General features: G+C 73.8%; 14 protein-coding genes. 9 read left to right on the forward strand and 5 right to left on the reverse strand.

Annotated elements, in window-relative coordinates:
* Positions 1-5: 5 nt before the first annotated feature.
* The 3 genes from BGK67_RS28465 (at position 6) to BGK67_RS28475 (ending at position 2,737) form a co-directional block, all read left to right on the forward strand.
* The gene (locus BGK67_RS28465; RefSeq protein ID WP_079154418.1) at positions 6-1,310 is read left to right on the forward strand and encodes an MFS transporter; all 1,305 of its coding nucleotides are present in this window, start codon (positions 6-8) and stop codon (positions 1,308-1,310) included.
* Between the two features lie 91 nt (positions 1,311-1,401).
* Positions 1,402-2,214: a dimethylargininase gene (gene ddaH / locus BGK67_RS28470; protein ID WP_069922753.1), complete on the forward strand. Its 813-nt coding sequence runs from the start codon at positions 1,402-1,404 to the stop codon at positions 2,212-2,214.
* 301 nt (positions 2,215-2,515) lie between these two features.
* The gene (locus BGK67_RS28475; protein WP_069922754.1) at positions 2,516-2,737 is read left to right on the forward strand and encodes a hypothetical protein; all 222 of its coding nucleotides are present in this window, start codon (positions 2,516-2,518) and stop codon (positions 2,735-2,737) included.
* A gap of 68 nt (positions 2,738-2,805) precedes the next feature.
* Here the strand turns inward: BGK67_RS28475 and BGK67_RS28480 are convergent, their stop codons facing one another.
* Entirely contained in the window at positions 2,806-5,961 is a 3,156-nt protein-coding gene (locus BGK67_RS28480; protein ID WP_107488875.1) for an AfsR/SARP family transcriptional regulator, read from the reverse strand.
* Positions 5,962-6,244: 283 nt separating this feature from the next.
* Between BGK67_RS28480 and BGK67_RS28485 the strand changes: the two genes are divergently transcribed.
* Positions 6,245-7,282 (forward strand): hypothetical protein, encoded by a 1,038-nt coding sequence (locus BGK67_RS28485; protein WP_069922756.1) that lies wholly within the window; start codon positions 6,245-6,247, stop codon positions 7,280-7,282.
* 81 nt (positions 7,283-7,363) lie between these two features.
* On the opposite strand, the gene BGK67_RS28490 is transcribed toward BGK67_RS28485, so the two are convergent.
* On the reverse strand, positions 7,364-9,430 hold the full coding sequence (locus BGK67_RS28490; protein WP_069922757.1) for a phosphocholine-specific phospholipase C: 2,067 nt from the start codon (positions 9,428-9,430) through the stop codon (positions 7,364-7,366).
* 259 nt (positions 9,431-9,689) lie between these two features.
* Here BGK67_RS28490 and BGK67_RS28495 point away from each other — a divergent pair, with 259 nt between their 5' ends.
* Entirely contained in the window at positions 9,690-10,145 is a 456-nt protein-coding gene (locus BGK67_RS28495) for a hypothetical protein (protein ID WP_069922758.1), read from the forward strand.
* A 339-nt stretch (positions 10,146-10,484) separates the two neighbouring features.
* Positions 10,485-11,108 (forward strand): hypothetical protein, encoded by a 624-nt coding sequence (locus BGK67_RS36610; protein ID WP_208948762.1) that lies wholly within the window; start codon positions 10,485-10,487, stop codon positions 11,106-11,108.
* A gap of 93 nt (positions 11,109-11,201) precedes the next feature.
* Here the strand turns inward: BGK67_RS36610 and BGK67_RS39100 are convergent, their stop codons facing one another.
* The gene (locus BGK67_RS39100; RefSeq protein WP_069922759.1) at positions 11,202-11,762 is read right to left on the reverse strand and encodes a hypothetical protein; all 561 of its coding nucleotides are present in this window, start codon (positions 11,760-11,762) and stop codon (positions 11,202-11,204) included.
* A gap of 279 nt (positions 11,763-12,041) precedes the next feature.
* Here BGK67_RS39100 and BGK67_RS28505 point away from each other — a divergent pair, with 279 nt between their 5' ends.
* On the forward strand, positions 12,042-12,773 hold the full coding sequence (locus BGK67_RS28505) for an SDR family oxidoreductase (RefSeq protein ID WP_069922760.1): 732 nt from the start codon (positions 12,042-12,044) through the stop codon (positions 12,771-12,773).
* Positions 12,774-12,832: 59 nt separating this feature from the next.
* On the opposite strand, the gene BGK67_RS28510 is transcribed toward BGK67_RS28505, so the two are convergent.
* Both BGK67_RS28510 and BGK67_RS28515 read right to left on the reverse strand, forming a co-directional pair.
* Positions 12,833-13,876 (reverse strand): NUDIX domain-containing protein, encoded by a 1,044-nt coding sequence (locus tag BGK67_RS28510; protein ID WP_244291333.1) that lies wholly within the window; start codon positions 13,874-13,876, stop codon positions 12,833-12,835.
* A 60-nt stretch (positions 13,877-13,936) separates the two neighbouring features.
* Positions 13,937-14,560, reverse strand: coding sequence for a LysE/ArgO family amino acid transporter (locus BGK67_RS28515; RefSeq protein ID WP_069922762.1), 624 nt, complete (start codon positions 14,558-14,560; stop codon positions 13,937-13,939).
* Between the two features lie 69 nt (positions 14,561-14,629).
* Between BGK67_RS28515 and BGK67_RS28520 the strand changes: the two genes are divergently transcribed.
* On the forward strand, positions 14,630-15,559 hold the full coding sequence (locus BGK67_RS28520) for a LysR family transcriptional regulator ArgP (RefSeq protein ID WP_069922763.1): 930 nt from the start codon (positions 14,630-14,632) through the stop codon (positions 15,557-15,559).
* A gap of 199 nt (positions 15,560-15,758) precedes the next feature.
* Positions 15,759-16,841, forward strand: coding sequence for a magnesium/cobalt transporter CorA (gene corA, locus BGK67_RS28525; RefSeq protein WP_069922764.1), 1,083 nt, complete (start codon positions 15,759-15,761; stop codon positions 16,839-16,841).
* Positions 16,842-16,843: the final 2 nt, after the last annotated feature.

Genomic DNA, 16,843 nt, shown 5'->3' on the forward strand with positions numbered 1-16,843 from the left:
CCGCCATGACCACAGCCTCCGTCAAACCGCCGTTCCCACCGTCGCCCCCGACGCAGGACGCGCCGCGGAGGAGCCGCTGGGGCCTGTGGGCGCAGGGCAACTTCCGCAAGCTCTGGATCGGTGAGACGACCAGCGGCCTCGGCACCGCCGTCGGCAACGTCGCCCTCGCCCTGGTGGCCGTCGTCACCCTGGAGGCCTCGCCGTTCATGGTCGGGCTGCTGACGGCCTCCGCCTGGGTGCCGTGGCTCTTCCTCGGCCTGCTGGCCGGGGCCTGGGTGGACCGCTGGCCCCGGCTGAAGGTGATGCTGGTCTGCGACCTGCTCCTGCTGCTGCTGTTCGGCAGCGTGCCGGTGGCCGGCTGGCTGGGCCTGCTGACCATGGCCCAGCTGGTGGTGGTGGCGCTGCTGGCCGGCGCGGTCAAGGTGTTCCTGTCCACCGCGAACAGCGCCGTCCTGCCCGTGCTGGTCGCCAAGCCCGACCTGCTCGAGGCCAACGTCAAGCTGCGCTCCGGGGACGCGGCCGCGGAGATCGCCGGCCCCGGCCTGGCCGGCCTGCTCTCCCAGGCGTTCGGCGCGGTCAGCGGCCTGCTCGCCGACGCGGTGACCTATCTGGTGGCCGCGGTCTGCGTGGGGTCCATCCGGGCCGAGGAGAAGCCGCCGCCGGTCTCCGAACGGCGCGGGATCCTGCGCGAGATCGGCGAGGGGGTCCGCTTCCTGGCGCACGACCCCTACCTGCGCACGCTGGCGAGCTTCGCGGCCGTCGGCAACCTCGGCCTCAACGGCATCCAGGCGGTGCAGACCGTCTTCCTGGTCCGCACCGTGGGCGTGACCCCCAGCGGCATCGGCCTGGTCTTCGCGGTGGTGTCGATCGGCGGCCTGGCCGGGGCGGCGCTCGCCGGGCGGATCGCGCGCCGGTTCGGGACGGCGCGCGGGCTGCTGCTCTGCGAGCTGGTGGGGGCGCCGTTCATCCTCCTGCTGCCGATGGCCGGGGAGCGGCTGCCGCTCGCGGTGAGCGTGGTCGCCTGGTCGGTCGCGGTCTGCGGTGTGATCGCCGGGAACGTCATCGCCGGCAGCTTCTACCAGGCGTACTGCCCGCCCGCGATGATCGGCCGGATCCGGGCCAGCGCCTCGACCGTCAACTTCAGCGCCATCCCGGTGGGCGCCCTGCTCGGCGGCTGGCTGGGCGAGGTGCTCGGCGCCCGTACCACCCTCTGGATCATGGCGAGCGTGCTGCTGTCGGCCGGCGCGGTCCTGCTGGCGAGCCCGCTCCGCCGCCTGCGGAGCTTCCCCGAGCGCCCCTCGGCGTCCTGACCGGGCTCCCCGCTGCCCGGTCCTCCTTCCCGGCCCCGACCCGTCCCCCCCCCCCCCCAGTCCTGAGCCCTCAGTCCTTCCGGAGCCTCCCATGACCCGCACCGCCCGCCCTCGCCGCTTCCTGATGTGCCGGCCGACCCACTTCGAGGTCAGCTACGCGATCAACCCCTGGATGGACCCGGCCAAACCGGTCGACACCGATCTCGCGGTCGCCCAGTGGCAGCGGCTGTACGAGCTCTACGTCTCCCTCGGTCACCGCGTGGACCTGATCGACCCGCTGCCCGGCCTGCCCGACATGGTCTACGCGGCGAACGGGGCCACCGTCGTCGACGGCAGGGTGCTCGGCGCCCGGTTCCGCAACGCCGAGCGCGCCGACGAGGGCCCCGCCTACCTGGAGTGGTTCCGGGCCCACGGCTTCACCACCCACGACCCGGTCCACATCAACGAGGGCGAAGGCGACCTGCTTCTGACGGGCAGCCACCTGCTCGCCGGGCGCGGCTTCCGCAGCGCCCTGGCCGGGCACGCGGAGGCACAGGAGTTCCTCGGCCGCCCGGTGGTCGGCCTGGACCTCGTCGACCCGCGCTTCTACCACCTCGACACCGCGCTCGGCGTGCTCGACGCCGACCAGGTCGTGTACTACCCCGGCGCGTTCTCGGCGGGCAGCCGGGCGGTACTGCGCCGACTCTTCCCGGACGCGGTGCTGGTGGAGGAGGCGGACGCGGAGGTGTTCGGCCTCAACCTGATGAGCGACGGGCTGAACGTGGTGCTGCCGGAGGCGGCGACCGGGGTGGCGGCCCGGTTGCGCGAACGCGGCTTCCGGCCGGTCGGGGTGGACCTCTCCGAGCTGTTCAAGGGCGGTGGCAGCGTGAAGTGCTGCACGCTGGAGATCCGTGAGGCCGCCTGAGCCGTACGCCCTTCAGGCGCCCCCTTCCGATGCCGTGGCAGACGCTCCACGGGCGCCGTCCGACGCCCGTCGGCGCCGCGGTCGACGCCCGGATCGACGCCGGTCGCCCCCGGATGGACGCTGCCCGGCGCCCCGATCGACGTCGGTCGACACCCCGATCAACGACGCCGATCGACGCCGGTGCTCCCACGTCGATCGGCTGTTGAACGTGCCTTGCCATGCTCATCCCATCAGCCCGGAGCACTCCGGGAAGTCCCCCCAAAACCCCTTCCCACCAGGGAAGACGTCCTCGGGAGCAGTCATGGCGCAGCGTTCGAACACCCTCGGTGCCACTCGGATCCGCCTGGCCGTCGCGGGCCTCGCCCTCGGCTCGTTGATCGCGCTCGGCACGGCCGGTGCGGCGATGGCCGACGGCCCCGGCCCCGCCGATCAGGGCGGGACCGTCGGCAGCACCCAGGCCACGGTGCCGGCGCCGTCCCCCTCCCCGACCGACGACAAGGACTGGAACAGCACCGGCTCCTGAGCCGCACCGGCGGGCGGCACGCCGGGAAGAACCGTTTCCCTACGGCCGCCACACCCGAGCCCCGCCCCTCAGGGATCCACCAGCGCCAACGCCGGCTCCTTCAGCAGCACGGCCACATCGGCGGCCTCCGGGAGCCCCAGGCGGCAGAAGATCTCGTACGCCTGCCGCAACCGCGCCCCCGCCTCGGCCCCGCGCCCGAGGTCCGCCAACGAGCGGCCCAGCACGACCAGCGCCTGCGCCTGGTCCCGTTCCGCCCCCAGCTCCTCGCAGAGCGCCAGTGCCAGCCCGGCGTGGTCGAGGGCCTCGTCGGCCCGGCCGAGCGAGCGCAGACTGTCCGCCATCCGGTAGCGGGCGTGCGCGGCCCGGTCCCGCAGACCCGCCTCCGCCGCCACCGTCAGGCACTCCCGGAACCAGGTCACCGCCTCCTCGTGGCGCCCGAGCCCGTGCAGTGCCAGTCCCAGTACGTACAGGGTGTACGCCCGCCCGGGATCGTCCTGCCGGGTCCGCAGCTCGGCGAGCACCTCGTGGCAGATCACCACCGCCTCCTCTGCCCGTCCGCTGCGCACGCGTGCCAGCGCGGCGTTCACGGTCGTCACCAAGGCGCCGGAGCGGTGCCCCAGCTCGTTGGCCAGCAGCAGTGCCTGGTCGTAGTGGTCCACCGCCTCGTCGTAGCGGCTGAGGAACTGGCAGATGAGGCCCAGGTCGTTGAGCGTCTGGCGCAGGATCACCGTGTCGCCGGCGGTCCGCGCCGCGGCCACCGCCTGGCGGGCCGCCGCCTCGGCCGCGTCCAGCCGGGTCGCCGCCAGGGCGACGTTCCCGCGCAGGAAGTGCGCCCGCCCGGCGGCCCGCACATCGCCGTGCCGCACCGCCGCCTCGGCCAGCGCGTCGGCCGTGGAGGCGAGTTGACGGCTCGGCGGGGTGAGCACGAACGGGGTGAGCGCGATCAGCAGATCGATCGCGGCCCGCAGCGCCGTCCCCGGCACACCGTCCGCCGGCGCCGCGCCCTCGGCCCTGCCCGCTCCCGCGTCCGCGGCGACCTGCGCCGCCAGCGCCACCGCGCCCGTGCGCTCCGTCGCCGTCCACTCCCGGGCCTCGTCCCACCCGGCCAGCGACACACCGGGGGAGCGGGCGGGACCCAGCGCGCCCGCCGCGGGATCGCCCGGCACCGCGTGCTGGAAGGCGGCGCAGGCCGTGGCCAGCAGGTGGTCCAGCAGCCGGTCCCGGGCCGCCAGGGCCTCCCCGCACTCCGCCGTACGGCCGGCCGCCGGGGCGGGGCCGCCCGCCTGCGCCGGCCGCCGCCGGGCGAACGCGCGCAGCAGGTCGTGGTAGCGGTAGCGGCCCGGGAAGGGCGACTCCACCATCGCCACGTCCACCAGCGCCTCCAGCAGGTCCTCGGCGTCGTACTCGTCGAGGTCCAGCAGCGCGGCGGCGGCCGGCAGCCCGATGTCCGGCCCGTCCACCGAGGCGACCAGCCGGAACGCCCGGGCCTGGTCGGCGGTCAGCTGCCGGTAGCTCAGTTCGAAGGCCGCCGCCACCGCGAGGTCGCCGATCCGCAGCTCGTCGATCCGCCGGCGTTCCACCTGGAGCCGGCGGCTGAGCGTCTCCACCGTCCAGCCCGGCCGGGCCGCGAGCCGGGCGGCCACGATCCGCACCGCCAGCGGCAGATAGCCGCAGGCCACCACCAGCTCCAGCGCCGCCTCCCGTTCGGCGTCCAGGCGCCCCGCGCCGATGGTGCGGCCGAGCAGGTCCAGCGCCTCGGAGGGCTGGAACACGTCCAGGTCGACCTGGACGGCGGCGGGCAGCCCGGCCGGGCGGGTGCGCCCGGTGGTGAGGACCGCGCAGCCGACCGCCCCGGGGAGCAGCGGCCGGATCTGCGCCGCGTCCTTGGCGTTGTCGAGCACCAGCAGCAGCCGCCGCCCGTCCACGACGGAGCGGAACAGCGCCGAGCGCGCGTCCAGCCCGTCCGGCACCGCGTCGCCGGGCACCCCGAGCGCCACCAGGAAGCCGCTCAGCACCGCCTCCGGATCGGCCGGCACCGGATCGGAGCCGCGCAGGTCCACGTACAGCTGGCCGTCCGGGTAGGCCTCCCGGACGCGGTGCGCCACGTGCAGGGCCAGCGCCGTCTTGCCGACCCCGCCCATCCCGACCACCGTGGCGATCACCAGCCCCTGTGCCGAGGGTGTGCCGAGTGCCTCGTCCAGTACCCGGACCGGAGCCGTCCGCCCGGTGAAGTCGGCCGCGTCCGGCGGCAGCTGGGCGGGCCGCGGCGGTGCGGGGGCCGGCCGGGCGGCTTCCCGCCCGTCCCCCTCCTGGCGGCCTGGTCCGGCCGCCCGGGACGGGGCACCGTCCTCGCTGTCGTCGGCGCCCTTCCGGTCCGGGTCCGTCTCCGGCCCGGCTTCCTCCGAAGGCCCCGCCCCCGTGCCGCCTCCCGCCACCGTCACGGCCGCCGGGCCCGGGGCCGGAGCGGCCAGCGCCTGATCGCCCTCCAAAATCCTGCGGTGCAGCTGCTCCAGCTCCGTGCCCGGCGCGACGCCGAGCTCCGCGAGGAACAACCGCCTCACCCCGCGGTACACCGCCAGCGCGTCCGCCTGCCGCCCGGCCTGGTACAGCGCCCGCATCAGCAGCCCGTACGCCCGCTCGTGCAGCGGGTGCTCGGTGGTGAGCGAGGTCAGCTCGGGGATGCACCGCGAGTGGCGGCCGAGCGTCAGGTCCAACCCGATCCGCTCCTCCAGCAGCGTCAGCCGCAGCTCCTCCAGCCGCTGGCGGTGCCGCTCCGCGAACGGGCCGGGGATGCCGGCCAGCGGTTCGCCCTGCCACAGCTCCAGCGCCTGGTTGAGCAGGTCGCGGGCGCGCAGCGGATCGGTCAGCGCGGTGCGCTCCGCCTCGGCGGCCAGCGCCTCCGCCTCCGCCGCGTCCACGGCGAGCTTCGGCAGGACCAGCCGGTAGCCGTCCCCGATCGACACCAGCACGCTCGACGCGGGCCGTTCACACCCGGCCGCGTCCCCCTCGTCGCTCCCTCCCCCCGCGTCCAGCACCTTGCGCCAGCGCCACGCGTAGGTGCGCACCGTGGTCATCGCCGCGCCCGGCGGCTCTTCGCCCCACAGCGCGGCGATGAGATCGGTGGCGCTCGCCGAGTGCCCCGGCCGGAGCAGGAGTACGGCCAGCATCGCCTGCTGCTGCGGACTACCGATCTTGAGCGCCGCAGCGCCCCGGTGAGCCCGCATCAGACCGAGTAACGAGAAACGGAGATCGCCCAAGTTCTGCCCCCAGCCCCCAGAACACGGTGCCCGCCCCCGCTCGGCGCCCATGTCGCATTTGTGTCACCTTTTTAACCACAGCGTCGCACCCGGTGTCGAGAGCCTGTTGAGCCTGTGGTGATCAGGTGTTGAACCCTGCCGTACAGAATCGCCGTGCCGCGGGCACGCCGGATATGGTCCGGCACCGCCCTCCCGCCCCCTCGGCCGCCGGTGGCGCCGGGCCTGACCATACATTCGGAGGCGGACGTCCGTGAATACCGCACTGCTGTACCGGCTGCTCGACGCCGACCCGGCCGCCGGGCCGGCCGAACTGCTCCACCGCGCCCGCGCCGGCCGCCACTTGCCCCACCTGGTGCTCTCCGCCCTGGTTCAAGACGGGGTCCGGATGGGCGCCCCGGCCCGTGCCGAACTGCGCCGTGCCCGCGACCGCGCCGCCCACTACGCCCGCCTCGCCGCCGACCTGGCGCGCTCCACCGGCGTCCGCGCCATCCGCGGCCTCCCGCTCTCCGGCTACTACCCGGACGGCCTGCTCCGGCCGATGGACACCCTCGACCTCGTCGCCCCCGACGAGGCGGCCCTGTGGCAGGCCGTCATCCGCCTGGTCACCGGCCACCCGGTGGAGCACATCGACGTCTCCCTGCTCGGCGAACGCCCCCACCACACCGCCGTCACGCTCCACTGGCCCGCCGAGGACCCCCTGGTCGACCCCTGGTACCGGGTCCACCTCAGCACCGCCGCCCTGCCCGGCGACGGGTCGGCCGTGCCCGTCCGCCCGTACCTGGTCGCCGACGAGCACGTCGAGTGCCTGATCGCCCTCGCCGAGTCCTGTCTCCGCCGGCCGGCCCTGCCCCCCTGTCCGGTCACCCTCCTCGACATCGCGGTCCTCACCGGCCGGCCCTTCTCCGAGCCCGCCGAGACCGCCGCCGTCCTCGCCGCCTACCGCCTCGCTCCGGAGGCCGCCACGCTCCTCGACCACGCCGCCGGCCACCTCCCGCTCGGCCCCCTCGCAGCCGTCCGTGCCGCACTCGACCCCGTGCTCGCCCCCGAGCACCGCCGCCGCGTCGAGGCCGCCGCCACCGCACGGAGCTTCCCCACGCGCCGCGGCACCCTGCTGCGCCGCACGGTCATCCGCCACGCCTGGGACGAGGCGCGCCTCCTCACCCCGTCCTCGGACACCCCCCTCCTCCTCACGCCCGTCGCCGACTACCTCCTCGCCCCGGCGCCCACCCCCCCCACCACGCGCACCGCCGCCCTGCGGGCCCTGCACCACTGGGACACCCTCTGCTGACGCGCGGGGAAGCGCGGCGGGGGCCGGCGCTCGCCCGCGGGGCGGGCCGGGACACGGCCCGGCCCGCCCCGCAAGCCCGGATCAGGAGGACTGGTCCGTGAGGATCGCCGGGTCCGAGAGGCCCGCCGCGCCCGTCTCGACCTTGCCCGCGAAGCGGCGCAGGAAGTCCGGGGCGCCGGACGCGGTGACCGTCACGTCGTACCAGCGCCGGGTGTTCTTCAGCGAGACGCTGTACGTGACCGTGGCGCCCTTGGCCACGGTCAGGCGCTTGGGGCCGCCGCCGTAGGAGTTGGTGACGGTGAGCGCGGCGGTCGACCCGCCGGCATTGGTGAGGGTGAGGTCCAGGTTTCCGGTGGTCGCGTTGTGGCGGGCGGTGACCTCGGGGCCGGGCGTGGTCCCGGGGTTGCGGAAGCCGCGCAGGAACCCGTTGGGGCCGTGCACGGTGAGGTCGGTTACCCCGCCCGAGTAGCGGGTGTTCCAGGTGTCCGCGATCGACTTGCCGGCCTCGGTGGTGTAAGTCCACGGGGCGTCGGTGCGGTTGCCGGAGGTGACGTAGAACTGCGCGCCCAGGTCCGGGCCGCCGCTGAAGGCCAGCCGGAACCTGCCCTCGGCGGTGAGCGCCGTGCCGTCCACGTACGGGGCGTACTTCAGCGCACGGGTGGGTCGCATGCCCTTCTCCTGGCGGGGCATGGAGCCCACGGCCGGGGCGGGCGCCCTGAAGTCCGGGTGGCGGTCCCGGTCCTGCGGCTCCCAGGCGGCGGTGTCGGGCAGCTCGACCGCGCCGGTGTCGCTGCGGCCGAAGTCGAAGGCGGAGGTGAGGTCGCCGCAGACCGCGCGGCGCCAGGGCGAGATGTTCGGCTCGCGCACCCCGAACCGCTGCTCCATGAAGCGGATCACGGAGGTGTGGTCGAAGGTCTCGGAGCAGGAGTACCCGCCGGTGCTCCACGGGGACACCACGAGCATCGGCACCCGCGGGCCCAGCCCGTACGGTCCGGCGACGTAGCCCGCCTTGCCGGGGAAGACGTCCAGGGCGGTGGGCGTGGTCGACAGTCCCTGGTCGGCGTCGGCCGGGGCGTAGGGCGGGACGACGTGGTCGAAGAACCCGTCGTTCTCGTCGTAGGTGATGAACAACGCGGTACGGGCCCACACGTCCGGGTTGGAGGTGAGGGCGTCCAGCACCTGCGCGATGTACCAGGCGCCGTAGTTGGACGGCCAGTTGGAGTGCTCGCTGAACGCCTCGGGCGCGGCGATCCAGGAGACCTGGGGCAGGGTGCCGGCGGCGACGTCGGCGCGCAGCCGGTCGAAGTAGCCTTCGCCGGCCTTGGCGTTCGTGCCGGTGCGGGCCTTGTCGAAGAGCGGGTCGCCGGGCTGAGCGTTGCGATAGCTGTTGAAGTAGAGGAGCGAGTTGTCCCCGTAGTTGCCGCGGTAGGCGTCGTTGATCCAGCCCCAGTGGCCGGCGGCGTCGAGGCCGTCGCCGATGTCCTGGTAGACCTTCCAGGAGATCCCGGCCGCCTCCAGGCGCTCGGGGTAGGTGGTCCAGCCGTAGCCGAGCTCGGCGTTGTCGAGGACGGGCCCGCCGCCCCTGCCGTCGTTGCCGGTGTGGCCCGACCAGAGGTAGTAGCGGTTGGGGTCGGTGGAGCCGATGAACGAGCAGTGGTAGGCGTCGCAGATGGTGAAGGCGTCGGCGAGGGCGTAGTGGAACGGGATGTCGTCCCGCGTCAGGTAGGCCATGGTGGTGGGCGTCTTGGCGGGCACCCAGTTGTCGTACCTGCCCTTGTTGAAGGCGCTCTGGCCGCCCGCCCAGTCGTGGTTGAGGCCCTGCAGGAACTCCATGCCGAGGTCGTCGGACGGCGGCCGGAACGGCAGCGTCTCCTTCGTGCCGTCCGACTGGTGCCAGACCGACTTGCCGCTGGGCAGGGTCACCGGGCGCGGGTCGCCGAAGCCGCGGACGCCGCGCAGCGCGCCGTAGTAGTGGTCGAAGGACCGGTTCTCCTGCATCAGCACGACGATGTGCTCGACGTCGGCGATGGTGCCCGTGGTCCCCTGGGCGGGTATGGCGGCGGCGCGCGCGATGCTCTCGTTGAGCATGGTCAGGGCGGTGGCGCCACCGGCGAGCTGCAGGAAACGGCGGCGGTTGAGTTCTGCCATGGCGGGATCGACCTCTGCGGGTTGAGGATGTCGGAGCGGCCCCCAGGACAACGCGCCCGAGGGACCGAAGGGGGAGCCTGACGTGACCGTTCCGGGTACACCAGCCGAACGGCAGTCGTATTCAGGAGGAGTTCGGCCACAGAGCCGCCGTGACCGGCCGTGCGCCGCAGCGCGGTGTCGCACACCGCTCCGGCTCCCTTACAGTGCGTGATGCCCGCGTCGGTGCGTGCCGGGTACCGCCGCCGACAGGAGCAGCCCCGTGGCCGCCCCCGCAGGCTCCGGCTCCCTTCCGGGACCTTCCCCGGCGGGCCGCCGGGTCCCCGAGCCGGAACCCGCCCTCGTCGGGCGGTGGCAGGCCGGGGGAGGGGAGCTCGTCGAGCTGTGCACCCAGGCCCGCGGACGGCTCGGCGGCGTCGCCGCGTTCCGGCGCGGCCCCCGCCCGGCCGTCCTGTCCGCCGTACCCGCCGTGGTGGCAGGGCCGCTCCCCAGCCTGCCCGCCGACGGCGCCGGCCTGGCCAGGATCGACGCCGTGGCCGGCCTCGCCGTCGCCGCCGCCCGCGACGGCGCCGCCGGACCGGACGGGCCGGGCCTGCTGCACGTCCTGCTCGACGCGGCCGGAACGCGCCCCGAGTGCACCGACCGGCTGATCCGCGACGAGCTGGTCACCCTGCTGGTCGCAGGGCACGAGACCACCGCCTCCCCCAAGCGTGGGTAGGCCGTACAGGCCTCGTCCACGAGACGCTGCGCCCGTACCCGTCCGCGTGGAGGCTGTCGCGTGCGCCTGTCACTGAAGGTCACGGTTCGCCTGCTGTAGGTGGCAGAAGCCCCGCATCCCTTCGGGAAAATCGGCCCCCGGGCGACTGTGGGAGAGGCTTTTACCAATATCGTTTCCCGCCGTCAAGGTACGAGTTCCAGTGTCGTGACCCGGTTTCTCCATTCGGGTTTATTTGAAGCAAGCCAACCAGCCGACGCCGGCAAGGTGAGGCGGAACGAATTGGCAGCTCGCAGCGAGGGCGGAATTCCGATCCCCCCGCACTTCCGAATGGAGAAGACGATGAAGGTTTCCCGCAAGGTCATGATGGCCGCAGCTTCCATGGCCCTGGCCGGTGGTATCGCCCTGCCGACCACCGCGCTGGCCGCGCCGGCGCCGCAGACGACTCAGACCGCTGTCGACCTGCCGCAGATGCTGACCGGATGCAAGGGCAAGGGGAAGAAGTGCCATACGCCCAACACCCCGAATACGCCCAACACCCCGAACACCCCGGGTGGTGCCGGTAACAACACGCCCAACACCCCTAACACGCCTAACACCCCGGGTGGTGGCGGCAACAACACTCCGAACACGCCTAACACCCCGAACACTCCGGGTGGTGCCGGTAACAACACTCCGAACACGCCTAACACCCCGAACACTCCGGGTGGTGCCGGCAACAACACCCCCAACACGCCCAACACCCCGAACACCCCGGGTGGTGCCGGCAACAACACCCCCAACACGCCCAACACCCCGAACACTCCGGGTGGTGCCGGCAACAACACCCCCAACACGCCCAACACCCCCAACACCCCCGGAGGTGGGGGTAACAACACCCCCAACACGCCCAACACCCCTAACACCCCTGGAGGAGCCGGAGCCAACACCCCGAACACCCCCAACACCCCCAACACTCCGGGCTGATGCCCCGGTGACGTGAAAGTGCCGCGCAGTGGAGACACTGCGCGGCACTTTCACGTGTGGGCCGGGAGGGCCCGACGGATGCCTGTGGCGACCTTACGAGTTCGGGGTGTTGGGCGTGTTGGGCGTGTTGGGAGTGTTCGGGGTGTTGGAGGAACTCGGGGTGTTCGGGGTATTGGGCGTGTTCGGCGTGTTCGGGGTGTTGGGCGTGCCGCCACCACCCGGGGTGTTGGGGGTGTTCGGGGTGTTCGGCGTATTGGGGGTGTTGGCGTCGCCGGGAGTGTTGGGGGTGTTGGGGGTGTTCGGGGTGTTGGGGGTGTTCGGCGTCCCGGAAGCGTCGATGGCGTATCCCGCGTAGGGCGCGTACGGCGAGTACGCGGCGTACGGTGCGTACGGCCCGTAGGTGTTCCGCGGCGACAGCTGGGCGGCTGCGGCAGCGGCGACGGCCGGCGTGAGCTGGGGCAGGCGCGGGAGCGGCGGGAGCTGGGGGAGGCGCGGCAGGGCCGGCAGCCGGACCGATTCGCTCAGCTGCGCCTGCGCCGCCGAGGTCCGGCTGCCGGGGCCGCTCATCTCGTCGGCGTGGGCGCTCCCGGCGCCCAGGGCGGTCAGACTCCCCACGGCGACAACGGCGATCAAGACCTTCTGGAGCTCGTGCATCAATACCCTCCGTACCTCTGCCTCTGAACGCACTCGATCACTTGCTGTGAGCATTTGATCACCAGAAGTACGCAGGGGGGTGGATTCGGCCACGCCGGAGACTTCGCGTCGCTCCTCCGTCACCCGTTCGTTCCCGTCCGAGGGCCGTAACCCGACCGATCATGCGATGAGCCCATAACTGCCGCGCATATAAAAACACTTGGACGAGCGGTCCGGCCGCCGGGCCGTTCCTCGTCGTACCTTGGACTGCTCTTCCGCCCCACTGAAAGGAGCCGACGCATGAGCCGACCCAGGGTCACCGTGGTGACAGGAGGAAGCCGGGGCATCGGCGCCGCGGTCTGCCTGCGGCTCGCCGCGGACGGCCACGACCTGGTTCTCGGATACCGTTCCGACGCCTCCGCCGCCGAGGAGGTGGCGGCCGCCGTGCGGGCCGTCGGCCGACGCTGCGTCACCGTGTCCGGGGACACCAGTGACGAAGCCGCCGTGGACCGCCTGTTCGACGCGGCGGCCGAGCTCGGCCCGGTCACCGCACTGGTCAACAACGCCGGGATCAGCGGCCCCAACGGCCGGCTGGCCGATGCCGACGCCAGGGGGCTGAGCCGCGCGCTCGACGTCAACGTCCTGGGCTATCTGCTGTGCGCCCGGCGGGCCGTGCGGGACATGTCCGTCACGGGCGGCGGCGCGCTGGTCAACATCTCCTCGGCCGCCGCCACCTTGGGCAGTCCGGGGCAGTACGTCCACTACGCCGCGGCGAAGGCGGCGGTGGAGGCCATGACCGTGGGCCTGTCCAAGGAGGTCGCCACCGACGGGATCCGGGTCAACTGCGTGGCCCCCGGAACCGTTTGGACGGAGTTCCACGAGGACCCGCAGCGGCCCGCCAAGGTGGCGCCCGGCATTCCGATGGGCCGCGCCGGACGCCCTGAGGAGATCGCGGGCGCGGTCTCCTGGCTGCTGTCGGAGGACGCCTCGTACACGACGGGCGCGATCCTGCGGGTGGCGGGCGGTCTGTGAGCCGCTGATCACCGGGGACGGCGCTCCGGGTCCGCGGGAGACGGCTGCGGCCTCCGGCCCTACTCCTCCACCGGGCGGCCCGCGTGCAGTTCCAGCGGGCCCGTTCCCGCGCGGCGGGCGGCGAGGGCGGCCTTGACGCTGCGGCGCAGGGACGGTTTGACCAGGTCGCGGAGTTCCCCGGGGGCGGCCGTGCGCCACGCGAGGAGCTCCGCGGGGTCCAGGCGGATGCGGGCGAGGGCTGGCGCGTCGAGGACGCCGCCGTCGTAGAGGAAGCGGACCCGGGCCAGTCGCCCCGGCTTGTGGGTCCAGTCGACGGCCAGCAGGCGTCCGGGGGCGAGGTCGAGGCCGATCTCCTCCAGGACCTCCCGCCGGGCGGCCTCGCGCGGGGTCTCGCCGAGGTCGCTGTCGATGCCGCCGCCGGGCAGCTGCCAGCGCCGGGTGTTCCCGTACGCGGGCCGCACCAGCAGGATCCCGCCCCCGACGTCGGTGAACAGCACGCTCGCCGCGGTCGTGGCCTTGGGGCGGCTGGCGCGGTGTCCGGCGGCGTCGAAGGCGCCCGCGTGCTCCAGGGCGGTGCGGTCGGCCGGGTCGAGGCCCGCCGGGGAGCCGGGCTGGGGAACGCCGTCGACCAAGTGGGCCAGGGAGCCGGTGTCCAGCGCGGCCAGCGCGGCGCGCAGCCGGGGCGCGATGCGGGCGGGCAGGGCAGCGCAGGCCTCCTCCGCAGACAGCCAGCGCGCCTCGACGATCTCCCCGTCCGGGAAGGAGATCGAGGCGGCCTCCTCCGGGCGCAGCGGGCCGACGAGGTGGACGTGCACGACGAGGGAGCGGCCGAGCTCGCCGGGCGGCCGGGAGTCCACCGCGAGCAGCCGGCCCACCGGCAGGCTCAGGTCGAGCTCCTCCTTCAGCTCGCGGGCGAGCCCCTCCTCCGGGGTCTCGGTGCCCTCCACCGTGCCGCCCGGCAGCTCCAGGTCCGTCTTGTACGAGGTGGTCAGGACGAGGACCCGCCCGTCCGTGTCCAGGACGATCCCGGTGGCGGCCACGAGCGGGGCGGGCTGGGCGGCGTAGTACGCCCGCACCGCGTCGGGGGAGGGGCGGTCGGGCACGGCGGGCTCCAGTCGTCGGTCGGTCGGCCGGGCGGCGGGTCGGCCGGTCCGCGCGGCAGGTCAGGCGCGGGCCAGCAGCATGCCGCCCATGGTCACCATGGTCGCCGCGACCAGGCCGTCCAGCACCCGCCACGCGGCGGGACGGGCCAGCAGTCCGCTCAGCAGCCGGGCTCCGTAGCCCAGGGTCCCGAACCAGGTCAGACTGGCCAGGACCGCCCCGATCCCGAAGGCCCAGCGCAGGTCGCCCCGGTCGGCCGCGAGGGAACCCAGGAGCAGGACGGTGTCCAGGTACACGTGCGGGTTGAGCCAGGTCATGGCCAGGCAGGTCAGCACGGCCCGGCGGGCCGACCCGGTGGCGGCCCCCTCCGCGCTGAGCGCGGCGCCCGGCACCGGCCGCAGCACCCGGCGGGCGGCCAGGACCCCGTAGCAGATGAGAAAACCGCCCCCGGCCAGCCCGACCACGGTCAGAGCGGCGGGCCAGGCGGTGACGAAGGCCCCGACGCCGGCGACGCCGAGGGCGATCAGGAGAGCGTCCGACACGGCGCAGATCGCGACGACGGCGAGGACCGCGTGGCGGCGTGCGCCCTGGCGCAGGACGAAGGCGTTCTGTGCGCCGATGGCGACGATGAGGGAGAGTCCGGTGCCGAAGCCGGCGAGGGCCGCCGTGATGATGCCGTGTGTCATGCCGTCGACCGTAGGCAGCGGCGATCCTTCAGTACAGCTAAAGATTTTAACGTACCCTTAGCGCTTGTGATGGACGAGCTACCCCTGGATCAGGTCCGGACGCTGCTGGCCGTGGTGGACGAGGGCACCTTCGACGCGGCGGCCGCCGCCCTGCACGTGACCCCCTCCGCTGTCAGCCAGCGGGTCAAGGCCCTGGAGCAGCGGACCGGGCGGGTGCTGCTGATGCGGACGAAGCCGGTGCGCGCGACGGACTCCGGCGAGGTGGTGGTCCGGTTCGCCCGGCAGCTGGCCCGGCTCGAGCGGGACGCGCGGGCCGAACTGGGGATGGCCGAGGGGATGGGCCCGGTGCGGCTGCCGATCGCGGTGAACGCGGACTCGCTCGCGACCTGGTTCCTGCCGGTGCTGGGCCGGGTGCCGCAGGATCCGCCGGTCTGCGTCGAGCTGCACCGCGAGGACGAGTCGCACACCACCGCGCTGCTGCGCGAGGGCCAGGTGATGGCGGCCGTGACCTCCTCGCCGGACCCGGTGGCCGGGTGCACGGTACGGATGCTGGGCCTGGCGCGGTACCTGCCGGTGGCGAGCCCGCGGTTCGCGGCCCGGCACCTCACCGGGCAGCTGGAGGAGGACCTGCGGCGGGCGCCGACGATCGTCTTCGACCGCAAGGACGAGCTCCAGGACGCCTTCGTCCGGTCGCTGGCGGGCGCGCGGGCGGGGTCGGGGGCGGCGACGGCCGGACCGGTGCGGCACCACGTACCGACCTCGGAGGGGTTCCGGGACGCCGTGGTCGGGGGGCTGGGATGGGGGATGGTGCCCGAGCAGCAGGCGGGACCGCTGGTGCGCACGGGCGAGCTGGTGCTGCTCGCGCCCCGGCGGCCGATGGACGTGCCCCTGTACTGGCAGCAGTGGAAGCTGGACTCGCCGGCGCTCTCGCTGGTGGCGCGGCTGGTCGCGGACGCGGCTGGGGAAGCCCTCCGCAAGCCCCGGACGGGCACGCCCTGAGCTGCGGAGCTTCGTCGACCGGACCTGAGCCCCGCCTGGCCGACCGCCCTGGCCGACCCGCCTGGCCGACCGTCCCGGCCGACCCGCCTGGCCGACCGTCCCGGCCGACCGCCCCGGACGCGCCGACGGGCGCCGGCCGCGGCCCGGTGCGATGGCACACTGGCCGCTGATCCGCCGAAAGAGGAGCACGTCGTTGTCCATGTTCAGCACCTTCCGCCGGGTCGTGCGCCGCGGCTACCGGCGCGCGGTCGACCTGAGCCACCCGGCCCGCTCCCCGCTCGGCAGCGCCGTGGTCAACTGCGTGGTGTACCGGGACGGCGTGCGCCAGGAAGGCTGCGCCGAGATCGAGGAAGCGCTGCGCCGGGTCCGCAAGGCGGGCTGCGGATTCGTCTGGATCGGCCTGCACGAGCCGGCGGAGTCGGAGCTCGCCGGGCTCGCCGAGCTGTTCGGCCTGCACCCGCTCGCCGTCGAGGACGCCGTGAACGCACACCAGCGCCCCAAGGTGGAGCGGTACGACGACACGCTGTTCTCCGTCTTCAAGACCGTGCGCTACGTCGAGCACGAGGAACTGACCGCGACCAGCGAGGTGGTGGAGACCGGCGAGCTGATGGCCTTCACGGGTGAGGACTTCGTCATCACCATCCGGCACGGCGGCCGCGGCACGCTCGGCCCGGTCCGCGAGGAGCTGGAAGCCTCCCCGGAGCAACTGGCCCAGGGCCCGGCGGCCGTGCTGCACGCCATGGTCGACCACGTCGTCGACGACTACGTGGCCGTCACGGACGCGGTGCAGAGCGACATAGACGCCGTCGAGACCGCCGTGTTCAGCGAGGCGGGCGGGCGGGGCGACGCGGGCCGGATCTACCAGCTCAAGCGGGAACTCCTGGAGCTGCGGCGCGCGGTGGCGCCGCTCGGCCGCCCGCTGGAGCAGCTGGCGACCCAGCCGATACCGGTGATCCCGGCCGAATTCCGCGCGTACTTCCGGGACGTGGCCGACCACCTGACCCGGGCCACCGAGCAGATCGGCGCCTACGACAACCTGTTGGACTCCATCCTCCAGGCGCACCTGGCGCAGGTGACCGTCGCGCAGAACGAGGACATGCGCAAGATCACGGCGTGGGCGGCCATCGTCGCCGTGCCGACCATGGTGTGCGGGGTCTACGGCATGAACTTCGACCACATGCCCGAGCTGCGCTGGACGTACGGGTACCCGCTCGTCCTCGGGGTCATGGCGGTCGCCTGCTTCGCCATCCACCGGGGCTTCCGGCGCAACGGCTGGCTCTGAAC

Origin of the sequence: Streptomyces subrutilus, from assembly GCF_001746425.1 — a bacterium.
Taxonomy (GTDB): Bacteria; Actinomycetota; Actinomycetes; order Streptomycetales; family Streptomycetaceae; genus Streptomyces; species Streptomyces subrutilus_A.